This window comes from Candidatus Nitronauta litoralis, from assembly GCA_015698285.1.
GTDB classification, from domain to species: Bacteria; Nitrospinota; Nitrospinia; order Nitrospinales; family Nitrospinaceae; genus Nitronauta; species Nitronauta litoralis.
Genome location: CP048685.1, coordinates 2,093,021 through 2,114,074, shown reverse-complemented (window position 1 = coordinate 2,114,074; position 21,054 = coordinate 2,093,021). Strand labels below are relative to the sequence as shown.

Here is a 21,054-nt window from a genome sequence, read left to right as displayed (position 1 = left end):
GTCATTAATTCACGGAGGAAACATTTCATGCCTTTGCGAATTTTCACCAATATATCCTCGCAGAATGCCCAGAGGGTGTTGGACATCAATAACAATATGCTCGGGAGAGCGATTTCCCGCATAGCGTCTGGAATCCGGATCCGAACTGCGGCCGACGACGCGGCAGGGCTCGCTATCACCGAACAATTGAAAGCGGATTCCCGCACCTTGCGTCAAGGCACACGGAATCTCAACGATGGGGTCGCTCTTGTCAATGTGGCTGAAGGAGCCATGGGGGAACAAAGCGGAATTCTGATCCGCATGCGCGAACTGGCCTCACAAGCGGCAACAGGCACTATCGGGCAAACCGAACGCCAGACCATCGACCTGGAATTCCAGCAGCTCAAAGCCGAACTCGACCGTATCACCAACACGACCGAGTTTGCTGGTGGGGGAATTCTCGATGGAACCTTGGCGGCATCAAATCCCAAACATCTGATCCTTCAAATCGGAGCAACAACTGCGACCGATGATCGCATCGATCTCAATCAGGCTCTCGACCTGACCACAGTCTCGGCAGCAAACCTGGGTATAGGAAACTCGCGGATTTCGACTGAAGGGGATGCTCTGCTTGCGCTCGACCAGTTGAGTACAGCGGTTGATGAACTGATCGAAATACGAGCACGGGCAGGGTCCGTCCAACAACGGCTGGACCGCGCTTTCAATAACCTGAACATCACTATTGAAAACCTGAACGCTGCCGTATCTCAGATCAGCGACGCGGATCTGGCGGAAGAACTGACGGACCTGACCAAGAACCAGATATTGGTTCAAAGTGGTGCGGCCATGGTCAGTCAATCGAACCTGATTCCACAATCGGTATTGACTCTGCTGTCCTGATTCAGGATGGCAGTTCGAAAATAGAACGGAAGGAGAAGCACCATGTCATTCACAATTTCCCCGGCTACCCTGGGCGCCAATTTCCACCCGCGAGAGGCTGCGGCTGCCGGTGGACGTTCAGCATCAGGTTCAGGATCTGCACCGGCCGCTGCGCCTGTGCCTTTCCAGGAGCCTGTGGATGTCGTCCAAACCAGTCAATCTGGTGAAGGCAAAGCCCAGAATGATTCCGGAACCTTTTTTCATCAGACTCCAGAGCGCTATGGTCTTGCGGGTAATAAAACCCAATACGCCATCGACCTGGATTCGAAGGAGGTCGTCATTAAAGTAGTCGATCCCACAACTCAAAAAGAGTTGCGGCAGATCCCGTCTCCGGAAGCCAGAAAACTGGCCAAGCAAATTGAGGCCTATCAAAGTCAGGCCTTCGATAACGTTTAATTGACAACTATCGACTCCTGATTAATTAGTGTGTGAAAAAACCAGATAGTATTTGAAGAAGCCATTTGAATACTCCTTGATGAAAAGGCATCCCCGCCTCCCAAACGAAATTCGGGGATGCTTTTTTTTGCCCTCTGCACATCCAACCTGAATGCTATAATCACCCAGGTATTTTTGACCCACCTGGTTTTCAACTCCCCACCAGACTCTATGAAAAAACTCAAGGTTGGCATTATCGGCTGCGGGCGCATAGGCAGCCTCCTGGAAAATGACCCACTAAGAGATAAACCCTGCACCCATGCAGGTGGATTTAACGCGCTGCCTTCAACACAGATCGTCGCGGGATGCGACCTCAATCAGGAGCGATTGGATCAATTTGGGAAACGCTGGGATGTGGATGCCTTGTACACGAATTATCGAGAATTTTTAAAACAAGAATCCCTCGATATCGTTTCCATCGCAGCCTGGACCCGTGCCCACAGCAAACTCGCCCTCGCCTGTACAAAAGCGGATATAAAAGGTGTCCTCTGCGAAAAGCCCATAGCCCTTACCGTTAAAGAGGGAGCAAGGATGGTGCGGGCTTTCAGAAAACATTCCATCCCTCTTGTCATCAATCATGAAAGGCGCTGGGAACCGTTTTACACGCTTGCGCACAAACTCGTCCAACAGGGAAAAATTGGAGAAATCAGAACCATCGTGGGAAACACGTTATCCGGTCCACCCGGTAAAGGCCGCGTTGATCAATTTGGCGGCGGGCCCATGTTTCACGATGGCACACATCTTCTGGACCTGCTGGTGTTCTTCGGTGGCCCGGTCGCCTGGGTAAGCGGTCACGAAAACAGGCCACACGGGAAGCAGCATATAGAAGAAACCGCTACCGCTATGCTGCAATTTAAAAACGGGGCTCTTGGTTTTGTTGAAGGTGGGGGCGGAAGGCGTTATTTTAATTTTGAGCTCGATATTCAGGGAACTGAAGGTCGACTGTTGATAGGCAATGCGGGTCGTGAACTTTATGTCACTAAAAAAAGCAGACGTTTTACCGGTTTTAAGGAATTGGAGCAGGTGCCATTTCCGGAACCCAAAAACAAAGAGAGTCCCTTCACTGGTGCTGCACGCGACCTTGTCGGCTGTATCCTGAAGGGGAAAACCAGCAAATCCAGTGGTGAAGATGGACTCATGGCCCTCAAAATAATCACCGCCATTTATGATTCCGCACAAAAAAATGGTACAAAGGTTCGGATAAGGTAAAAGAACCTTAATAGTCACTACAAAAGTTTCTTTATGAAAATCTCTGAATCCTGGTTGTCCTGGCTGATAATGCTATTGATTGTGCTGGCATTTTCCAGCGTTGCCAAAGTTTATCTCAGTGCTCAAAGCGAACTGGCCGTGGGGGATCATTTCTTAAATCAAAGCAAACCCACTCGAGCGGTGGATCATTATATTCGCGCTATTAAATGGCACCTTCCCGGCCTTGGCACGGCAGATGAAGCGGCGAACCGCATCTGGTCTATTGCAGAGCAGTATGAGAAAAGAAATTTCTCCGAGGAAGCTCTCGAAATATACCGGACGCTACGTGGAGGGTTTTACAGCACTCGCAGTTTTTTCACCCCCGGCAAGGATTGGATTTCAAGGTGTAATGAAAAAATCGCAACCTTGATGGCCAAGGCTCCGGCAACGTCCCCGGCCATTGCTAAAAAACCATTTGAACAACGCAGAGCAGAAAACCTGAACCGTCTTGAGAGGGACCGGTCGCCCAATGTTGCCTGGTCCATCGTCTCGGAAGCCGGTTTTATCGGCTGGGTGGGCTGTCTGGTAGGACTGATCATCCAGGGATTTAATGCCAAAGGCCAATTTCGCAGAAGACCCGCAGTCCTGTGGAGTCTTGCCTTTGTCCTGTTTTTCGCCGTTTGGGGCTTCGGCCTGCTGGGTGTTTAAAATTTCCTGCCTTCAACTACCGCCGAAAACAAAATTTTTTGTGAAAATAAAAAGAGCCTGTGTTATTTTTTAAGAGAGCTTGATACTTTTCTGCCGGTGGTTCTATTACGGTTTTAAGGCTCTGGCTTTCCAAAGCAGTTCGCACCCAAAGTGTTTCCTCTAAAGAACTCTTAGCACCACGCCGAGCCTTAGCCAAAAGTTACAAAATATTTTAAACCTTGCCCCGGCTTGTATTAATTGCCTGATTCATGATTGAAGTAGAAAACCTGACAAAATCTTACGGGCCTCGACTCGCGGTCGACCGGCTGACCTTTCAAGTCAACCAGGGCGAAGTTGTGGGCTTTTTAGGCCCCAACGGTGCAGGCAAAAGCACCACCATGAATATCCTGTGCAGCATTCTTCCTGCCACCAGCGGTTCAGTACGGGTGCATGGTCACGATGTTTTCGAAAATCCGTTGGAAGTGCGGAGGAAAATCGGGTACCTACCGGAAAACCCTCCTCTCTATCAGGATATGGTGGTTCGCGATTTCCTGGTATTTGCCGCAAAAATCCACCAGGTCCCATCTGCCAAAATCAAGCAAGCTGTAAACTCCGTTATCGAACGTTGCATGCTTGGCGACGTACGGGGACGCATTATTGGCCGCCTGTCTAAAGGCTACCAGCAACGCGTCGGGCTGGCGCAGGCCATGGTCCATGATCCAGATATTCTGATTCTGGACGAACCCACCATCGGGCTTGACCCGATCCAGATCATTGAAATCCGTAATTTGATTCGTGACCTGGGAAAGGAGCACACGATCCTGCTCAGTTCCCATATTCTTCCGGAAGTGACTCAGACCTGCCAACGCGTCATCATCATCCACGAAGGACAGATCGCAGCTATGGACACCCTCGAAGGATTAACGGCTTCCCTCAATAAAACACAGCGACTGGAATTGACCTTGAGGAAGGATGCGGAACAAGCTGTCGAAAAACTAAATTCCCTGGCCCCCGTGATCTCGGCAACAGTTCAATCATCTAATCAATACATTCTGGAGTGCCAACCGGAAAGTTTGCCTCAGGAGGAGGTGGCACGCCTTGTTCTGGAACAGGGCTGGGGTCTCGAATCCCTGCGCCCCGTATCGTTATCTCTGGAAGATATTTTCCTGCAGTTGACTACGGAAGAAAGTGAGGTGGAAGTATGAGGAACGCTTTCACTATTGGCCTTCGTGAGGTAAAGGGATATTTCACCTCTCCTGTCTTCTATCTTTTAGCGACCGTCTTCCTCGGAATCATGGGATTCATCACAACCAATACGCTTGATGCATTCAGCTACGCAAGTTTCCAGGCGACCCAGATGCAAATGCAACAACAGGGAACGCCACCACTGAACATCAACTCTGATGTCATTGAACCGCTGCTCGGATTAATGGCTTTCATTCTGTTGTTATTCAGTCCAATGGTCACAATGCGTAGTCTGGCTGAAGAAAAAAAACAAAAAACATTTCCCCTGCTTCTGGCCGCACCCATCCGGCTTTGGGAAATTGTCGCCGGGAAATTTATCGCCTGCCTTTCAGTACTGGGACTTCTGGTCCTCGGCTCTTCCTATTTTGTTGTGTTTATCCTGGTCATGGGACAACCCGAAATGGGTCCCATCCTGACTGGTTATCTTGGGGTGTTGCTGATGACGGGGTGTTACATTTCCATGGGACTTTTCGCATCATCCCTCACCGACAACCAGTTGATCGCTGCCGTCATCACCTTCGGTTTCATTTTCCTGATGTGGATCATTGGATGGCAGTCACAGTCCAGCAGCCCGGGCATGGCCCAAATTCTGGAATATTTATCCCTGTCCAGCCACCTGCAGAATTTTACGCGGGGCGTAATCGACACCAGTGACCTGATGTACTACATCTCATTCACCCTGTTTTTCCTTTTCCTGACCCACCGGGTGCTGGAGTCGAGGCGATGGAGGTGATGCGATGAACATAATGATGCCTTTTGCTGGATGGACCGCGCTTATCTCAGGAATATGCGCGCTCCTTAATTTCACGTTCTTCCCTCATTTCACGTTGTCCCTTTATTCTTTTGCGGGACTGGCTCTGGTCAATGCCATTATTTTTATTGCAGGGGACTGGTCGAACCTGAAAAAGGCCTTGAAATCCAGGCAAACGCTTTATGGAATGAACGCCACGGTTCTGGTTCTAGTCGTGTCCGGAGTTCTTGTTTTTTCAAACCTCCTGGTGTTCCGCCATAAGGTGCAACTCGACTACACCGAAACCGGTATGTTCACCATTGCGCCCCAGTCTGCAAAGATCCTCAAAGGATTGGAACAGGATGTAAAGCTCATAGGATTTTTTACCGGGATGGATTTATCCCGGGATCATTTCAAGCATTTGATGAGCACCTTCAGTGCAGAATCCGATCACATCAAATTTGAATTGATTGATCCTGACCGGAATCCGGCCCTGGTTGAGAAACGCGGTATCACAACTTACAGCTCAGTGGTGGTGGAAAGCGGTGAAAAGAGTACGATCGTAAAAATTCTTAATGAAGAAAACCTGACCAACGCGATCCTTCAGGTGTCGAACAAGAACAGGAAGAAAGTTTATTTCCTGGAAGGCCACGGTGAACCGGATATCGAAAGCGAAGAAAAGAATGGCTACTCAAAAGCCAGGGAAGCCTTGGAACAGGACGGATTTGAAGTGGACAAAGTTCTGCTGGCCCAAACGGCAAAAGTTCCTGAAGATGCTGACCTGCTAATTATTAACGGCCCGAAAAACATTATTCCCCGGGTAGAGCAGGAAGTCATCGAGTCCTATCTCAATCAAGGAGGCTCCGTCCTCATGATGCTCGACCCACAGGAAGAGCCGGGAACAGGATCGTTCCTCCGACGTTGGGGAATTGAGCTCCAGGATGATGTGATTGTCGACCCACTGTCCCGTTTATATGGAAGTGATTTTTTTGCCCCCATCATTAAGGAATATGGCAAACACGGCATCACCAATAATTTCGGGACAGCAACCATATTCCCATTGCTCCGATCTGTTTCAAAAACCGAAGCGGATGGTGTCGACACTCAGGAATTTTTATTCTCAGGGGCAGGAAGTTGGGCTGAAAGTGACTACCGATCTGAAAAAATTCAACTGGAAGAGGGAAAGGATCGAAAAGGTCCGGTCCCCGTAGCGGTGGCCTCTACAAAAACTATCTCCGGGAACAAAACTTCAGACTCAAATGAAGACAGCTCCACTCAACCCGAAACAGTAAACGCCCACCTGGTCATGATTGGTGATTCTGATTTTGCAAACAATCAATATCTGAATCTTTACGGCAACAAGGATTTCTTCTCCAATTCAGCCGCCTGGCTCATGGAAGAAGAAGACTTGATTTCTATTCGACCCAAGGAACGCAAAAGCTCTCCACTCGCGCTCACCGATGTTCAGGGTAAACTCATATTTGCCGTTGGCAATATCATGATTCCTGGTGTAGCTCTCCTGATCGGCTTTCGTATCTGGCTCAAGAGAAGGAGGTTATGAAACAGTTTGCAGGAACCCTGGCGACCCTTGTTCTGCTAGGCGGTCTGGCAGGGTATTATTTTTTCATAGATGTCCCCCGGGAAGAAAAAAAAATCAAGGAAACCCGGGAGTCGGCAAGAGTCCTTCCATACCTGCTCGACAAAGTTCACCGGCTGACGTACAAGAACGGCGAGCTCACCGTGGTGGCCGAAAAAGAAAAGCTCACCTGGAAGCTGAAGAAACCGCTGGAGACGCTGGGCGACCACATGCTCCTCAATGGTATGCTCCAACAACTTGAAGAAGCCCGCCACACTCGGGTTGTCGAAGAAAATCCGGAAGACCTGTCTCAGTTCGGACTCAAGGACCCAGCCATCAGTATCACCCTCGAAGAAAAAAGTTTTGGCAAAAAGACAGTCCATATAGGCTCCCCCTCCCCCATTGGCCATTCAGCTTATTTCAAGGTTGATGACAACCCGCGCGTGATCCTCGTCCCGGGGTTTCAAAAAGACTGGGCCAAAACTCTTTTTGAATTTCGCAGCAAAACCCTGCTGGATTTCCCAACGGAAAAGATCACCCAGGTGACCCTTGAACGACCGGGCGGCACCTTGTCAATAAAAAAGGAAAAAGACGAATGGCATATTTCCCGGCCGATCGAGGCGCTTGGCGATAAAGCCGCAATTGAAAACCTGATCAATCAAATCCGACATGCAAGGGCCCAGGCGTTTGTCGAAGAAACGCCCTCAGATCTGACAATTTATAAGCTGGACAAGCCAAAACATCTGGCCCGTTTTTCCGATGAAGAAAACTCATGGGGGCTTGACCTGGGAACTGCCCAGGGAGAAAACACATTCCACGCCAAACTAAAAAATAAATCCAATGTTGTCGCAGTTGAAAACCGGGTGAAAGCGGCTATTGAAACCAATTACCTTGATCTCATCGACAAACGTGTTCTGACTTTCAAGGAAGATGAAATCGTTCAGATTCAAATCACCAGTGAAGAGGGGGAGAATAACCGAACTGTTGTGATCAACAAAGAGGAAGGCGAAAAACCGGTTTGGAAGATAACCCATCCCACCCAAGTCGATGCCGACCAGGCGGCAGTCAACAGCCTCCTGTTTGATTTGAAAGACACCCGTGCTATCGCTTTCATGACTTTTGGTAACAAGGAGAACTTTGGACTTGAAAACCCAAAGCAATCACTCACCATTAAGAAAAAAAATGGCGACACAGAAACGCTTCATCTGGGAAACGCCAATCTCGATGGCAAACAGTATTTTCTATCACGCAGCCTTGATGGTGGTGTGTTTGTTTTGGAAACGGAAAAAGTAAATAAACTGTTTCGGGCCTTTAAGGATCTCAGAGATAGAAGCCTGGTATCCATTGATTCTGATCAGGTTCACCACATCGTTTTAAAATACCCCGATAAAACTTTTGAACTAAAGCGTGCCGGAAAAAACTGGACGCTGTTGAAACCGGAAAAAGTTGACCCCTTGAAACCCTTCATCGGCAACGATATTCTATGGACTGTCAACAGCCTACAGTTTGAGCAGGAATTCCCATCAACAGGTTCCGAAAAAACAGGTTTTGATTCCCCAACGCTTACTCTTTCCCTTTCAGATGAAAACGGAAGCAAACTGGCAACCGTAATTGTTGGAAATGCTGTGGAGGACACAAAACTCCGTTGGGCAAAAACTGAAGATCCAACCCGAAAAGTACACATTCAGGACCGGTTTCTGAACGAAATCCCCAAAACACTGGAAAAATTCCAGCTGGCACAAGAACAATAAACCTCAGTTTGCCCAAAAACAGTTATAAATCCATAACCTCTTGTTTCTTAGATATTTCGTTAAATTTTGATATTTAATGTTCCAAATTGAGATCTCTTCTTACCATTTAGTTTTTCAAACTAAAACCTATCCAATCCATTGGGGTATATATGGGAAATTACCGCAATATTTAGGGGAGAAATAAATTTGACGTTTTCCACAGGACAAAAATTGACAGTTAACCCTTTATTTATTAAAGCTTAAAGCGTTTTCTGAGAATTATTTTTATAATTTTCTTGACTGGCACAATATATGGTGGTATTTTTCTCTTTGCTATACAACATACAGGAGAAGTACTCTTCTCCGAAAAAAAGGCCTTTTGGGCCACCACACTTACTGAAATGAGTGTTCAACGATGGCTAAATCCAGTCACAGGCTGGAAACGATACCCTGCCCCGACCGGCGGGTTACTAAGGGCGTGTCTTCCGTTTTTCCGTTGTCTGGCCCCGGTTTTCGGATTGGAAAAAGACAACAAAGGCCCCTCCATAAATCCCCAAATGTATTGAGCGCCGGCCGAGATCTTCTCAATCGGCTCCAACAATCAAGCCAAGCGGCGTTAAACGGGGACTCGATCCGGATTTTCAGTACTTCTTCGGAAGTTCTGGTGATCAAGTAACCCGCCATCCTTTCTGTTTCGGACTCCGCCGATTTCGGCGTTTGATTTTATCCAGAGTTTTGACATGCATACACCGAGTCTTTGCCAAGGACACGGCACAGGGTTGTTTCCTCACCGATACACCCATGTGTTCCACATGTTGAAATCGGCGGAATCCGAAACTTTTAAACCATTCTCCCTTACCACTTTAAAGACTCCTCAGACATGACTGATTATGATTGCCCCGTCCAGGGGGAAGTGTTGCCGGAATACGCCCAACCTGAAGATGCCGGGGCTGATTTACGATCTTCCGTCGATGATGTTTTACCCCCACGCAGCCGTAAACTGATTTCAACAGGGATCAGTATTGCTCTTCCGGAGGGATTTGTCGGACTGGTCTGGCCACGCAGTGGACTGGCTGTGAAAAAAGGGATTGATAGCGGCGCCGGGGTTATTGATTCCGGGTACCGTGGAGAAATCAAAGTCCTCCTTTTTAACCACTCAGATGAGGCTTTTCCGATAAAAAAGGGAGATCGGATTGCCCAGCTTCTTGTCCAAAAGGTTGAACGTGTCTTGTTCAGGAAAGTAGATAAGCTTCCTGATTCAGAGCGTGGTACCGGGGGTTTTGGGTCTACAGGTCAATAATAGGGCGTTTTGATTATCCCGGATTAAGCCTTTCCCTGAAAATATGAGATGGATTCCATTACATAATATTTTCCGATATTTGATATTTGCCTGAAAGGGCGTTAAGATAGCAACACACTCAGAAAAAACCCGCTTTTTTATAACCCTATGTGCTTTTGAGTTTTTCTTGAAATTACATATCAATAAATCCTGGGTCGAATTGACGCAGGGAGACATTACGGAAAGTTCGGTAGAGGCAATCGTTAATGCTGCCAATTCCGACCTCGCCCTTGGTGCCGGAGTTGCCGGTGCTATCCGAATAAAAGGGGGACCCTCTATTCAGGAGGAGTGCGATATTTTGCGTCATTGTCCTGTTGGTCAGGCCGTGGTGACAGGGGCCGGGCAGTTAAATACGAAATATGTGATCCATGCAGTCGGGCCAAGACGAGGTGAAGACGATGCAGAGGACAAACTACAGGGTGCCACTCTTCACAGCCTTAAGAGAGCCGATGAATACAATATCCAGTCCATTGCCTTCCCTGCAATCAGCACCGGAGTTTTCGGTTTTCCCGTCAAAGCCTGTGCCCGGATAATGCTGGAAACCGTTATCCGCTACCTTAAAGGTAATACAGGAATCACTCTGGTCCGATTTTGCCTTTTCGAAACCCGCACCTTTGAGGTTTTTTCTGCGGAGTTAAAAAAAGCCCAGGTTTAAGGATTTGTGGTGCCTCAGATCGAAATCGTCTATAATTAATGCTGACCGATTGACCCATTGCAGGACTCTACCTTATGACCAAAATCACCCGTTTTTTAAGCGATCTCTTTGGCCCCAAACATCCCCGGCCCGGCGAAGACCGGCTGAGCGATCCGGAAGAAGGCGAAACCAAACGCCAGTTCAAGGTTGTTCGGTTTGTACAAACCCCCAACCCGGAAGCTGGCCAATTCATTATGAGCCATCCCGTGGTTCGGCCCGGCGGTACCCGAACGTTCAGTTCCCCCGACACCTCTAAAGATGATGCGTTCGCTCAAACCATGTTCAAGGTTTTTGGAGTGGAAAGCCTGTTCCTCAAGGAAAATTTTGTCACGGTCACCAAAAGCTCTACCATCAACTGGACTTCTGTGATGGGGGCTCTTCAGGAAGCTTTAGAGAAAAACCTGGTCTATTACGAAAAAGCGGATGAAGACGAGCAACCCGTAGAAAAAGAAACAGCGAAAAGCCTGCTCGAAGAAGTCGATGTTGAAGATTTCCCGAATTTCGATAATGAGCAGAAGGGGAAAATCATTGATGCCGTGCTGGATCACGCTATCCGACCCGCACTTGCCAACGACGGTGGCGGCATCACGCTCATTGGTGTAGACGGTGATGTGGTGCAAATCCACTATCAGGGCGCTTGCGGCACCTGCCCGAGTTCAACCACCGGCACCCTGCAATACATCGAAACGTTTTTGCAAGACACACTGCACAAAAACCTGACCGTAAAAACAGTCGATACCCACGCCGCCTAGGCCCGTAATTCTTTCCCGGCAAAATCAATCCCGGCTTCGCTTTGCGTAATGGCTCCGGATATATTCCACGGCCGCGACTGGATTGTCCTCCATCCCGAACAGTTGCAACATCTCCTGTTTCGCGAAATCCAGATCAACCAGATGATGGAAAAAACGTTCCAGCTGGTGATAAAATCCTTCTGTATTGATAAACACCAGCGGCTTGGCGGTCTGTTTCAACTGAATCTGGGACAGGATTTCCATCGCTTCCTCAAGCGTGCCCACCCCACCGGGTAACACGATAAAAGCATCGGCGCGCCCGTCCATTATCGATTTACGTTCCCGCATATCCTGGGTGACGATCAATTCATCCGCCGCCTCGTAGGTGATATCCTTGTTTAAGAAAAATCGGGGTAACACGCCCACAACCCGGCCTCCCCGCTCGTGGACACCCCGCGCCACCTCCCCCATCAACCCAATGGACGCGCCTCCATAAATCAATTCATAACCCGAATCACCGATCAGTTGGCCCAGTTCCCGAGCCACCTTTTTATAGTTATCACTCACCGCCTGGCTGGAAGCGCAATACACGCAAACCGATTGAATGGGTAAACCTGTTTTAACCATTTGGAACCACATGAACCGTTGAAAATGGCCTTCTAATCACACTTGCGGGTCAACCGCTGTTTTTTTGTGATGTGTTTTGCCTGATGATCCGGATAAACTGAGTCCATATCAATTGCTCAGGAAATCACATTCTTTTTACATTTCTTTTAAACCGAATTCACCAATCGATCATGGGGAAAAATTACTCTGGGACAAGAGATCGACGGAACCATCGTCCGGACTCGAACTGAAACCCGATTCATCAGGAGCCCTCCCATGAAAAAAATCAAACACATTCTAAGAACAGCCGGCCTGGTAGCCCTCATCGGCCTGATAGCCGTCCCGGCCCCGGCCCGGCAAGTGAATCTCGATGTCGCCCTTGGCACTCCGGTTATCACCGCAGGAAAAAAACAAACAGCCTTCCTGAAAGTTTCCCTGATCGGACAGGAACACCACAGCGACCGGGCACCGGTCAACGTTTCCATCGTCCTCGATAAATCCGGGTCAATGGCAGGCGACAAAATCGAATACGCCAAAGAAGCCGCGATCATGGCAGTCAACCGGCTGGAGGCTCAGGACACCTTGTCTCTGGTGACTTACGATAATGTCGTCCGGGTGATTCTACCCGCGCAGAATGTTGTCAACAAGGCCAATCTCCAGAACCGCATCCGCAATATTTCCTCAGGTGGCAACACCGCCTTGTTCGCTGGCGTCAGCAAAGGTGCACACGAACTCAGGCGTTACCTGGAATCAACACGGGTCAATCGCGTCATCCTTTTATCCGATGGCCTGGCCAATGTCGGCCCTTCCACTCCTTCCGAACTCGGCAACCTGGGTTCCTCGCTCAGTCGCGAAGGCATCAGCGTCACCACCATCGGCTTGGGTCACGGTTACAACGAAGACCTGATGACGCGTCTGGCCGGATACAGCGATGGCAATCATTATTTTGCACGCAGTGCCAGTGACCTGGTAACGGTATTCAACAATGAGTTCAGCAACGTCCTCGCCGTGGTGGCCAAGGATGTAAACGTCATCATCCATTGCCGACACGGTATTCGCCCCATTCGTGTACTCGGCCGCAATTATGAAATCATGGGGCAACGTGTGAGTGTGGACCTGAATCAATTATCAAGCCGACAGGAAAAGTTTGTCATGCTGGAGGTGGAGCTACCCGAAGGCAGCGCCGGGCAAAGTCGTGAAGTTGCCTCGGTCGATGTGAACTACCTGGATTTAAAATCAAAACGCAGCGATGCCCTGCAGGGACTCGCCGCCGTGCGCTACTCCGCCGCACCGGAAGAGGTCAAACGAGCCACCAACAGGAAAGTCATGGAAAAAGCGGTAGAGCAGGTCTCCAATGAAATGAGCAAGGATGTTTTGAAAAGTCTGGACGAAGGCCGAGTGGAAGAAGCACAGAGGCTTCAGGAAAAAAATGTTTCGCTACTTAAGGAAAGTGCCAAAAAATACGATTCTCCAGCACTGCAAAGCCTGATGTCTGAAGCGGAAGAGGATGCAGAAGTTTTCCGCGACGAGGCTCCTGCAGCTAAAATGCCTGGCAGATCCGGTGCATTCAGCCAGTCGCCGCCTGCTTCCATGGAATGGAACAAGAAACGTAAGGAACTGAAAGAACGCCAGTACAAACGCGAGACCCAGCAACAGTATTAACCGTTAGAGGCCTCCCCTGAGTTTGTTTTTGGAGAGGCCTCTAAGTAAATTTTTTCTATGGCCCCCTCCTTATGGAAGGAGGGGGTACGGGGGAGGTTGTTTCCATAACCCCTCCCGCACCCTCCCCTTGAAGGGGAGGGAAAACATAAACAATTCCTTAGTACCGACTAATATTAAAATTTTGAACTCAAATTTCCTAAGCAATGATCCCTTATTAAAGGGGATCAGAATTAAAATTATTCGGAAGTTTTCTTGAACCTGAAAACACTCATTGTTCTTTGGACCATCATCATCGTGCCTCTGGCTCTTCTCGGCTGGCTGGGATACGACCGGTCCGTCAAGGAACGTGAAATGCGAAACTTCCAGCTGCAGGCCCTCATCGAAGGTCAGTTAAAATCCGTGGACACTTCCCTTCAAAATTATTTTGCCAACCTGGAGGAAATCCTGCTCCAAGCGGTGAACGACCTGCCCGATGAACCGGAAAATATACGAAAATTTCTGAAAAAACGTTCCCGCATTCGGCAGGTGCTCTGGTTCGGCCCCGAAGGCACGCGTCTTCATCCCCCTGAAAAGGCTCCGCTCACTGAAAAGGAAAAACAGTTTCTGGAACGCACTCTCGGTGTTATTCCCCGGCTGGATCAGAACATGACCCTTGAAAAAAATAAACCCTTTCCCAAAGAACCTGCACCGGGCAAAAGGTCCAGTCTTTCCCCCAAATCTTCTGCACCTGTCGAAGACCCGCGTAACGATCGTGGCTGGTTCGTCTGGCACTCCGGCTCGGAACTGGTTCATTTTTTCTGGAGGCGGGACCCGGCACGCGGCCTGATCGCTTTTGAACTGGAACCGGTACGCCTTCTGGCCGATGTGATCGGACAACTCCCCGCCACCGGTGGAGAAGTTGACGGTAGCCTGCCCAATGCCCGCATCCGGCTGATCGATTCTTCCGGTGAAACCGCCTACCAGTGGGGCAACCATGAACCACTTGCATCCGATACGCCCATCACCCTGCTTCCTCTCGGTATGCCGCTTGCCAGCTGGCACCTCGAATACTTTGCTCCGGGATTTGCCGGAGACAATTCACTGGAATGGTTCAATTATGCGGCTGGATTTTTCGCCCTGGGTGCGGCACTGCTCGGCCTTGGTTTCTATCTCTACCGCGAACACAGCCGTGAGGTCCGGTTGGCCCAACAGCGGGTGAATTTCGTCAGCCAGGTTTCACACGAGCTGCGTACCCCTTTAACCAACATACGTCTGTATGCCGAGTTGCTTGATGAGAAACTGGGCGACGAACCGGACTCCGATCCCAAAATACAACAATACATCGGTGTCATCACCACCGAGTGCCGGAGACTGTCGCGCCTGATTGCCAATGTGCTCAACTTTTCCCGCGAAGCGGAAAAACAGTCGGCCACCCGAAAAGAACCCTGTCGAATCGACGACATCATCCGCAATGTGTTGACCGCGTTCGAGCCTACGCTTAAGGCGAAAGGCATCAAAATTCGTTTCCGCGGTGGTGCAAACAATGAAGTCATTGCCGATCCCGATGCGGTCGAACAAATCCTCAACAACCTGGTGAGTAATATGGAAAAATACGGTGCAGCAGGCAAACGGCTCGATGTGGTGTCCGAAGCAAAAAACAATCTCACCACAATAAAAGTACGAGACTACGGTCCGGGCATTCCTAAAAAGGAACGGCGGCGTATTTTCCATCCTTTCTATCGCATCAGTTCACGATTAACAGACGGCGTTGCCGGTACGGGCATCGGACTACCCATCGCACATAAACTGGCCATCAAACATGGCGGCACGTTAACGCTGGAGGCCGTCGACAAAGGAGCCTGCTTCCAGGTTCAACTCCACACTCCACCAGCAGAAAGAATGTCATGAAAATACTGATCGCCGAGGATGAGCTTTATATACGTGAAGGGTTGCGGGATTTGCTGGAGGGCGAAGGCTACGCCACCGTGTGTGCGGAAGAAGGGAACAAAGCGCTCACCCTGTTCGAAAGTGAGGAACCCGACCTCGTGCTGCTCGACATCATGATCCCCGGAAAAGACGGTTATTCCCTGTGTCGGGAAATCCGGAACCGCAACCAGGACGTGCCGGTGATTTTCATCAGCGCCAAATCGGAAGAGATCGATCGCGTAGTGGGCCTGGAACTGGGAGCGGACGATTACATCATGAAACCATTCGGCACGCGCGAAGTGGTTGCCCGAATTCGCGCCGTGACACGGCGCTATTTAAAAAGCAAAGCCTCGTCGCCTGCGGAACCTGAAAACAAACTTGAGTTTGGCGACCTCGTGCTTTTTCCGGACGAACTGCGCGCCCGACGTGGAGAGACTTCCATGGATCTCAGTTTGCGCGACGTGCGCATCCTGCAACTGTTGCACACCAACGCCGGGAAAATTGTCGAACGAGACAGCCTGTTCAATCATTGCTGGGGACAAGACTACCTTCCGTCCAGCCGGACATTGGACCAGCACATTTCGAAACTACGCAAACGCATCGAAAAAAATCCCCAACAACCCGAAATAATCAAAACCGTGCACGGTGTAGGTTATCGGTATGAAATCCTTGAGGGATAAATTTGAGCTGAGCGATTAATTGCACCAGCCATTTCAAAATTGTACCCAACTGTACTGCCCCCTGAAATCAGGACAGATTAAACAGATAAATTTTTGCGGTACTCGCGTGGGCTTTGATAGCCGAGGACCGAGTGAGGCCACGCTGTGTTGTCCTTGTCGATCCACGCAAGGATCACCTTGATCGCATGGGGGAATAGAGATTCCCATCTTCAATGCCCACTAACGTCAGGTGACGGGACGACTCCGAAGGGAATCTTACCCACTTAAGCGCATTCATAAATCCGCAAATACCCGTCCAACTCTTTTGTAAGGACACTATACCCATTGATAGAACGAGTGCAGGCCACTTTCACTCGCATCCATTTTGGCCGAGCCGCCGCCCGGCAAATGCAGAAGAACGGGTTGGATCGGTAGGCACTGCGGAGTTGATAAAAAGCAAAAGGCTTGACAAAATAATAATAATGACTATCATTACCAACTCTGAGGAGACCATCTGTCATTTAGTTATCTAAATGCGCGAACGGGGAGATTTCTCCGATACCATGCCCTATCGATATTATGATTCCAAATTACTTGACGTTCTGGTTGCAAGTTACGAAGACATAAAAGCGTTTCTGACCCGCCAATACGGTTGCCGATTGCTCGCCGAAGATGTCGTCCAGGAGACCTGGTTGCGTGTAAGCCAGCTTTCCAAGCAGCCGGTGGTCGATCATCCACGTTCTTATCTGTTCAAAATGGCGGCCAACCTCGCTATTGACCATCTCCGCTCGGAAAAAAGGCGCACCCGGCATATCAGTGCGAAGGCGGTTCCTGAGAACATCTCCAGTGGCATGCCCCTGCCTGACCGGGTGATTGATTACCAGCAGCGACTGGCGATTTTGCGTAAAGCGGTCGAAGAGTTGCCACCGCGGTGCCGGGAAGTGTTTTTGCTCCACAAGTTTGAGGCCTTCACTCATGCGGAAATTGCAGACCGTCTGAATATTTCCCGAAATATGGTGGAAAAACATATTATTCGCGGCCTTGCTCATTGCAGGGACCGTCTGCGTCAGGTGAATTAATAAAACAATGTAAGGTATAATTCACTCTATAACGTCTTTTTGATAATAGTCACCGAACCCGTGACAAGCATATTGGAATAGCTAATGAATATTCCAGCACTTTATCAACTAACAAGACCTGAATGAAACACAATCCTCTCGACGAATCCAAATCGGTCTCTGATGAGGCGGTCAGGTGGTTCGCCCGGCTCCATAGCGGTGATGCCACAGAAGACACTCGCCGTCAATTTGAAGCCTGGCGCTCTAGCAGCCCCCTCCATGCACTTGAGTACGAGGGAATCCGAGCTGTCTGGGAAGATCTTGATGGGATCAAGACCGGGCCGGGTCATAAGCGTTCCAGAAAAAAAACCGTAAGTCGGCCTCCCGTATTTCCACAGGACAAATTACATAAGGGTGGTATGGCTCGTTGGGGAACCTCCCTGGTTGCCATGTTGTTGCTCTTTTTAGGTGGCAGCTTCTGGTTGTCTGACGCCTGGGATCATCTCGCCAGTGATTTTTACACGAATCCCGGTGAGTTGAAGACGCTGAACCTGGCCGATGGTTCGAAAGTTTATCTGGATGCCGACTCAGCCCTGTCTGTTGATTTTTCTCCTCAACAAAGGCGGCTGGTGCTGGACCGGGGCGGTGCCCTGTTTGTAGTTTCAGAGGACAAGAAACGGCCATTCGAAGTGGTTGCCGGGGAGGGTACCGTCCGGGCTCTGGGTACAGCATTTGAGGTGCGCAAAAAGCTGGATCAAGTGATAGTGAAGGTGCTCGATAGCGAAGTGCAGGTTACCCGTGATTTTTCGAAGGTAAACCTGGTTCCCGGACAGAAGATTCATTATGGTTCCAATACAGGTCTTTCCGAAGTTGAATCGGTTGATCGTGGTCAAATCGCCATCTGGCGTCGTGGAAAACTAGCGTTCGACAATCAGCAACTGGGAGAAGTAATCAATGAGGTTAATCGCTACCGCAAAGGGGTTATCCTCATTCTTGATGAGAAACTTCGAACATCAAGGGTCAGCGGAATTTTCGACATCAGCGATCCCGATGCCGTCCTACGGGCATTACAAAGTACATTGCCAATCCGCGTTCATCGTGTGACAAGTTATTTAGTCTTTATAGATCAAACCGACTCCCCGGCTCCTGCCCTTTAATTCCCTCCCCGAAAAATCTGCACCTACTGACAGGACAATCACAATCTTTTCTGCTTCTAAAAGCGAAAAAGCGCAAATCAAAAATCCGTTTCCAGAAATAATCACTTCTTAAGTCAGGGAACCAGGCTTTCCCATCGTTATATTAGTGAGATCCATTAATTAATCGAGACTTTCAAGAAAAAAAATGCTGCCTCTAGGTCAGGGGGGAGGGTTCTTTTTTCGTTCTATTGTTGTAACCCAATTAATTTCATTTTTACCGGGGGTAAATAGAACGATGAAGGAACAGTCTGTGTTTAATGCCAGGTCCGGAGGGCACAACCCAATCTGGTCACAATCCGTGCGCCTCATTCAGTTTTTATTTTTGGGGCTGATCATGACCACGACAGCCTACGCACTGGAAGGTCCTAATAATGCTGACTCCAACACGGGGACTGTTCCATCCGTTGAAAGCAGGAAGTTGCCATTCAATATTCTTCCACAGGACCTTTCCTCCGCGCTTTCCAGGTTCGGCGAAACCGCGGACCTCCAACTTCTATACGACGCTAAAATGACGACCGGGTTGAAGACGCAGGGTGTCCAGGGGACCTACACGCCCAGGGAAGCCCTGGAGTTCATCCTGGATGGAACCGACCTCGATTTCCGATTCACGGCTCGCGATACGGTCACCCTGACAAAAGCGGCTGATTCCATATCATTAGGGAACATAGAAGTTGGGGTAACCCGGAGTGTTGGTAACCTTATTGACACGCCTCAAAGTGTAACCATTGTCAGACGTGAGCAAATCCAGCGGCAAATGGACCTGACGACGGACCTGGGAGACATCCTGGCCAAAACCGTGCCGGGTCTTGGGACCAGCACCGAAGGCAATACCGAAGTGGGACAAACTTTGCGGGGACAAAACCTGTTTGTCCTGATTGATGGCGTGCCACAGACCCTCCCCCTTCGAAACGGCCAGCGAAACTTACGGACCATAGATCCCGCGGCCATCGAACGGGTGGAGGTGCTACGTGGTTCAACCAGCGTGTATGGTCTGGGGGGCACAGGGGGTATTATCAATATCATCACAAAAAGGGCAGAGGAAGGGCCTGCGAAATTCACTACAGATTTTACAGTCCGCTTTCAGCCTTCCGAGGTTGGCGAAAGTGCCAGCGAACGGCTGACTCAGCGTGTGGAAGGCCGTCATGAACAACTTGACTATATTTTGAGCGCGACGGGTGAACAGACCGGCGGATTTTTTGATGGCGAGGGTGACCGGATTTCTCCTGACCCCAACGGCCAGGGAGGTATAGCGGATTCCGACTCCTATAACCTGTTCGGAAAACTGGGATACGACCTGGATGAACAGCAACGGTTTGAACTTTCTGCCAACTCTTTTAAACTCGAACAGGAAACGAATTTTTCAAGGGGAGTGGGTTTGACCGGTGTGGTAAAGACCCCGGCAGTCCCAGGCGTTCCGCTGGGAGAGGATACGGGAACTGAGAATCTTCAACTCAATCTCAACTACCGTAATACAGATGTGATGGGAAGTATTGTTAAGACTCAGCTCTATTACCGGGATTTCTGGACGCGCTATGGATATTTCCCGCCTCCCACTCACACGACCGGCGGACAGACTTTTATTGATTCGCAGCGGTATGGTGGACGTCTGGATATTGAAACACCGCTATTCTCTTTTGGACGCCTGCTTTGGGGAGTGGATGTGGTCTATGAAGAAACATCACAGCCCATGGAAGATGGAAGGTTTTTCACGCCTGAAATGGAGCAGTGGACCGTGGGTCCGTTCGCGCAGACCGAGGTTTTCCTGGGCGAATCCCTGACGCTTCATGGCGGGGTCCGGTATGAAACGATCCTGTTTGCCGTGGACAATTTCACCACCGTAGGCAACTTCGATGTCGTGGGAGGGAACCTGGACTACGGGCGCGAGGTGTTTAATGCGGGCGCGGTGTATAATTTGACCGAAGAGGTTGACCTGTACGCGTCCTTCTCCCAGGGCTTCACCGTGCCTGAAATTGGCCGGGTCCTGCGTACCGTTGGTTCTGCTGGAGCTTCGGTGGACAATATCCGGCCAAAGGCGCAAGTCGTCGATACCTACCAGGTGGGGGCTCGCGGGTCCTGGGCCAATGTACAGGGGGATATATCCCTGTTCTATAGCGATTCCGATCTGGGTTCCACCCTCACCAGTCCGACTTCTCCGAACGTGCTCATCGGGCTCTTGCGTATTCCCGAACGGGTTTATGGCCTGGAAGTTTCTGTAAATGCACAACCGTTTGACAAGTGGGGTATAGGGGGAACTTTGTCCTGGATGGAAGGCGAACTGGATTCCGATAATGATGGAAACTTTGATTCCTTTATGTTGGGCAACCGCATTTCCCCGTTAAAGCTGACCAGTTACATCGAGAATCAAACTCTTTCTAACTGGCGTAACCGTCTGCAATTCCTGTACTCCGGCAACCGGGACCGATTCAAAGGGCAGCCCGGATTTGGCAGAGGCGCTGTGGACGATTATGTATTGGTGGATTTGGTCAGCACCTTGAATTTCGAAACAGGGTCACTGAGTGTTGGCATCAAGAACCTGTTTGATGAGCAGTATTTCCCGAACATTTCCCAGATATACGACTTCAATGATCGCTACTCAGCGGGATCGGGCCGTTCCATCAGCGCCACTTATTCATTTAAATGGTGACCTGATGAATGCATGGCCTTCGATCCATTGGAGTTCCACTCAAGGAAAGAA

18 protein-coding genes are annotated in these 21,054 nt (G+C 49.7%); 17 read left to right on the top strand and 1 reads right to left on the bottom strand.

Annotation, left to right across the window (positions count from 1 at the left end):
• The first annotated feature begins 27 nt into the window (after window positions 1–27).
• The 11 genes from G3M70_09705 to G3M70_09655 all read left to right on the top strand — a co-directional run bounded on the left by G3M70_09705 (window position 28) and on the right by G3M70_09655 (window position 11,294).
• Window positions 28–879, top strand: coding sequence for a flagellin FliC (locus tag G3M70_09705; protein QPJ62127.1), 852 nt, complete (start codon window positions 28–30; stop codon window positions 877–879).
• Between the two features lie 42 nt (window positions 880–921).
• Complete coding sequence (locus G3M70_09700) at window positions 922–1,314, top strand: flagellar protein FlaG (protein ID QPJ62126.1); 393 nt, start codon at window positions 922–924, stop codon at window positions 1,312–1,314.
• A gap of 210 nt (window positions 1,315–1,524) precedes the next feature.
• Window positions 1,525–2,562: a Gfo/Idh/MocA family oxidoreductase gene (locus G3M70_09695; protein QPJ62125.1), complete on the top strand. Its 1,038-nt coding sequence runs from the start codon at window positions 1,525–1,527 to the stop codon at window positions 2,560–2,562.
• Window positions 2,563–2,595: 33 nt separating this feature from the next.
• Entirely contained in the window at window positions 2,596–3,249 is a 654-nt protein-coding gene (locus tag G3M70_09690) for a hypothetical protein (protein ID QPJ62124.1), read from the top strand.
• 248 nt (window positions 3,250–3,497) lie between these two features.
• Window positions 3,498–4,433 (top strand): ATP-binding cassette domain-containing protein, encoded by a 936-nt coding sequence (locus G3M70_09685; GenBank protein ID QPJ62123.1) that lies wholly within the window; start codon window positions 3,498–3,500, stop codon window positions 4,431–4,433.
• The gene (locus G3M70_09680; GenBank protein ID QPJ62122.1) at window positions 4,430–5,206 is read left to right on the top strand and encodes an ABC transporter permease subunit; all 777 of its coding nucleotides are present in this window, start codon (window positions 4,430–4,432) and stop codon (window positions 5,204–5,206) included. Before G3M70_09685 ends, G3M70_09680 begins: the two co-directional genes overlap by 4 nt.
• 4 nt (window positions 5,207–5,210) lie before the next feature.
• Entirely contained in the window at window positions 5,211–6,764 is a 1,554-nt protein-coding gene (locus G3M70_09675) for a hypothetical protein (protein ID QPJ62121.1), read from the top strand.
• A complete protein-coding gene (locus G3M70_09670) occupies window positions 6,761–8,530 on the top strand; it encodes a DUF4340 domain-containing protein (protein ID QPJ62120.1) in 1,770 nt (589 codons plus the stop codon). The genes G3M70_09675 and G3M70_09670 overlap by 4 nt, the downstream gene beginning before the upstream one ends.
• Window positions 8,531–9,389: 859 nt before the next feature.
• Entirely contained in the window at window positions 9,390–9,809 is a 420-nt protein-coding gene (gene dut / locus G3M70_09665; GenBank protein ID QPJ62119.1) for a dUTP diphosphatase, read from the top strand.
• Window positions 9,810–9,975: 166 nt separating this feature from the next.
• Complete coding sequence (locus tag G3M70_09660; protein ID QPJ62118.1) at window positions 9,976–10,503, top strand: macro domain-containing protein; 528 nt, start codon at window positions 9,976–9,978, stop codon at window positions 10,501–10,503.
• A 74-nt stretch (window positions 10,504–10,577) separates the two neighbouring features.
• Window positions 10,578–11,294, top strand: coding sequence for a NifU family protein (locus G3M70_09655; protein QPJ62117.1), 717 nt, complete (start codon window positions 10,578–10,580; stop codon window positions 11,292–11,294).
• Window positions 11,295–11,318: 24 nt separating this feature from the next.
• On the opposite strand, the gene G3M70_09650 is transcribed toward G3M70_09655, so the two are convergent.
• Entirely contained in the window at window positions 11,319–11,912 is a 594-nt protein-coding gene (locus G3M70_09650; GenBank protein QPJ62116.1) for a TIGR00730 family Rossman fold protein, read from the bottom strand.
• Window positions 11,913–12,155: 243 nt separating this feature from the next.
• On the opposite strand from G3M70_09650, the gene G3M70_09645 reads away from it, so the two are divergent.
• The 6 genes from G3M70_09645 (at window position 12,156) to G3M70_09620 (ending at window position 21,003) form a co-directional block, all read left to right on the top strand.
• Window positions 12,156–13,541, top strand: coding sequence for a VWA domain-containing protein (locus tag G3M70_09645; GenBank protein ID QPJ62115.1), 1,386 nt, complete (start codon window positions 12,156–12,158; stop codon window positions 13,539–13,541).
• A 252-nt stretch (window positions 13,542–13,793) separates the two neighbouring features.
• Complete coding sequence (locus G3M70_09640) at window positions 13,794–15,428, top strand: HAMP domain-containing histidine kinase (GenBank protein QPJ62114.1); 1,635 nt, start codon at window positions 13,794–13,796, stop codon at window positions 15,426–15,428.
• Entirely contained in the window at window positions 15,425–16,126 is a 702-nt protein-coding gene (locus tag G3M70_09635) for a response regulator transcription factor (protein ID QPJ62113.1), read from the top strand. The genes G3M70_09640 and G3M70_09635 overlap by 4 nt, the downstream gene beginning before the upstream one ends.
• A 542-nt stretch (window positions 16,127–16,668) precedes the next feature.
• Window positions 16,669–17,184, top strand: coding sequence for a sigma-70 family RNA polymerase sigma factor (locus G3M70_09630; GenBank protein ID QPJ63779.1), 516 nt, complete (start codon window positions 16,669–16,671; stop codon window positions 17,182–17,184).
• Window positions 17,185–17,306: 122 nt separating this feature from the next.
• A complete protein-coding gene (locus tag G3M70_09625; GenBank protein ID QPJ62112.1) occupies window positions 17,307–18,320 on the top strand; it encodes a FecR family protein in 1,014 nt (337 codons plus the stop codon).
• Between the two features lie 373 nt (window positions 18,321–18,693).
• The gene (locus G3M70_09620) at window positions 18,694–21,003 is read left to right on the top strand and encodes a TonB-dependent receptor (protein QPJ63778.1); all 2,310 of its coding nucleotides are present in this window, start codon (window positions 18,694–18,696) and stop codon (window positions 21,001–21,003) included.
• Window positions 21,004–21,054: the final 51 nt, after the last annotated feature.

Coding starts and splice junctions, on each gene's coding strand:
- G3M70_09650 (QPJ62116.1), bottom strand. CDS start 11,912: ATGTGGTTCCAAATGGTTAAAACAGGTTTACCCATTCAATCGGTTTGC.
- G3M70_09695 (QPJ62125.1), top strand. CDS start 1,525: ATGAAAAAACTCAAGGTTGGCATTATCGGCTGCGGGCGCATAGGCAGC.
- G3M70_09685 (QPJ62123.1), top strand. CDS start 3,498: ATGATTGAAGTAGAAAACCTGACAAAATCTTACGGGCCTCGACTCGCG.
- G3M70_09630 (QPJ63779.1), top strand. CDS start 16,669: ATGCCCTATCGATATTATGATTCCAAATTACTTGACGTTCTGGTTGCA.
- G3M70_09635 (QPJ62113.1), top strand. CDS start 15,425: ATGAAAATACTGATCGCCGAGGATGAGCTTTATATACGTGAAGGGTTG.
- G3M70_09670 (QPJ62120.1), top strand. CDS start 6,761: ATGAAACAGTTTGCAGGAACCCTGGCGACCCTTGTTCTGCTAGGCGGT.
- G3M70_09620 (QPJ63778.1), top strand. CDS start 18,694: ATGACCACGACAGCCTACGCACTGGAAGGTCCTAATAATGCTGACTCC.
- G3M70_09700 (QPJ62126.1), top strand. CDS start 922: ATGTCATTCACAATTTCCCCGGCTACCCTGGGCGCCAATTTCCACCCG.
- G3M70_09625 (QPJ62112.1), top strand. CDS start 17,307: ATGAAACACAATCCTCTCGACGAATCCAAATCGGTCTCTGATGAGGCG.
- G3M70_09690 (QPJ62124.1), top strand. CDS start 2,596: ATGAAAATCTCTGAATCCTGGTTGTCCTGGCTGATAATGCTATTGATT.
- G3M70_09645 (QPJ62115.1), top strand. CDS start 12,156: ATGAAAAAAATCAAACACATTCTAAGAACAGCCGGCCTGGTAGCCCTC.
- G3M70_09680 (QPJ62122.1), top strand. CDS start 4,430: ATGAGGAACGCTTTCACTATTGGCCTTCGTGAGGTAAAGGGATATTTC.
- dut (QPJ62119.1), top strand. CDS start 9,390: ATGACTGATTATGATTGCCCCGTCCAGGGGGAAGTGTTGCCGGAATAC.
- G3M70_09705 (QPJ62127.1), top strand. CDS start 28: ATGCCTTTGCGAATTTTCACCAATATATCCTCGCAGAATGCCCAGAGG.
- G3M70_09675 (QPJ62121.1), top strand. CDS start 5,211: ATGAACATAATGATGCCTTTTGCTGGATGGACCGCGCTTATCTCAGGA.
- G3M70_09655 (QPJ62117.1), top strand. CDS start 10,578: ATGACCAAAATCACCCGTTTTTTAAGCGATCTCTTTGGCCCCAAACAT.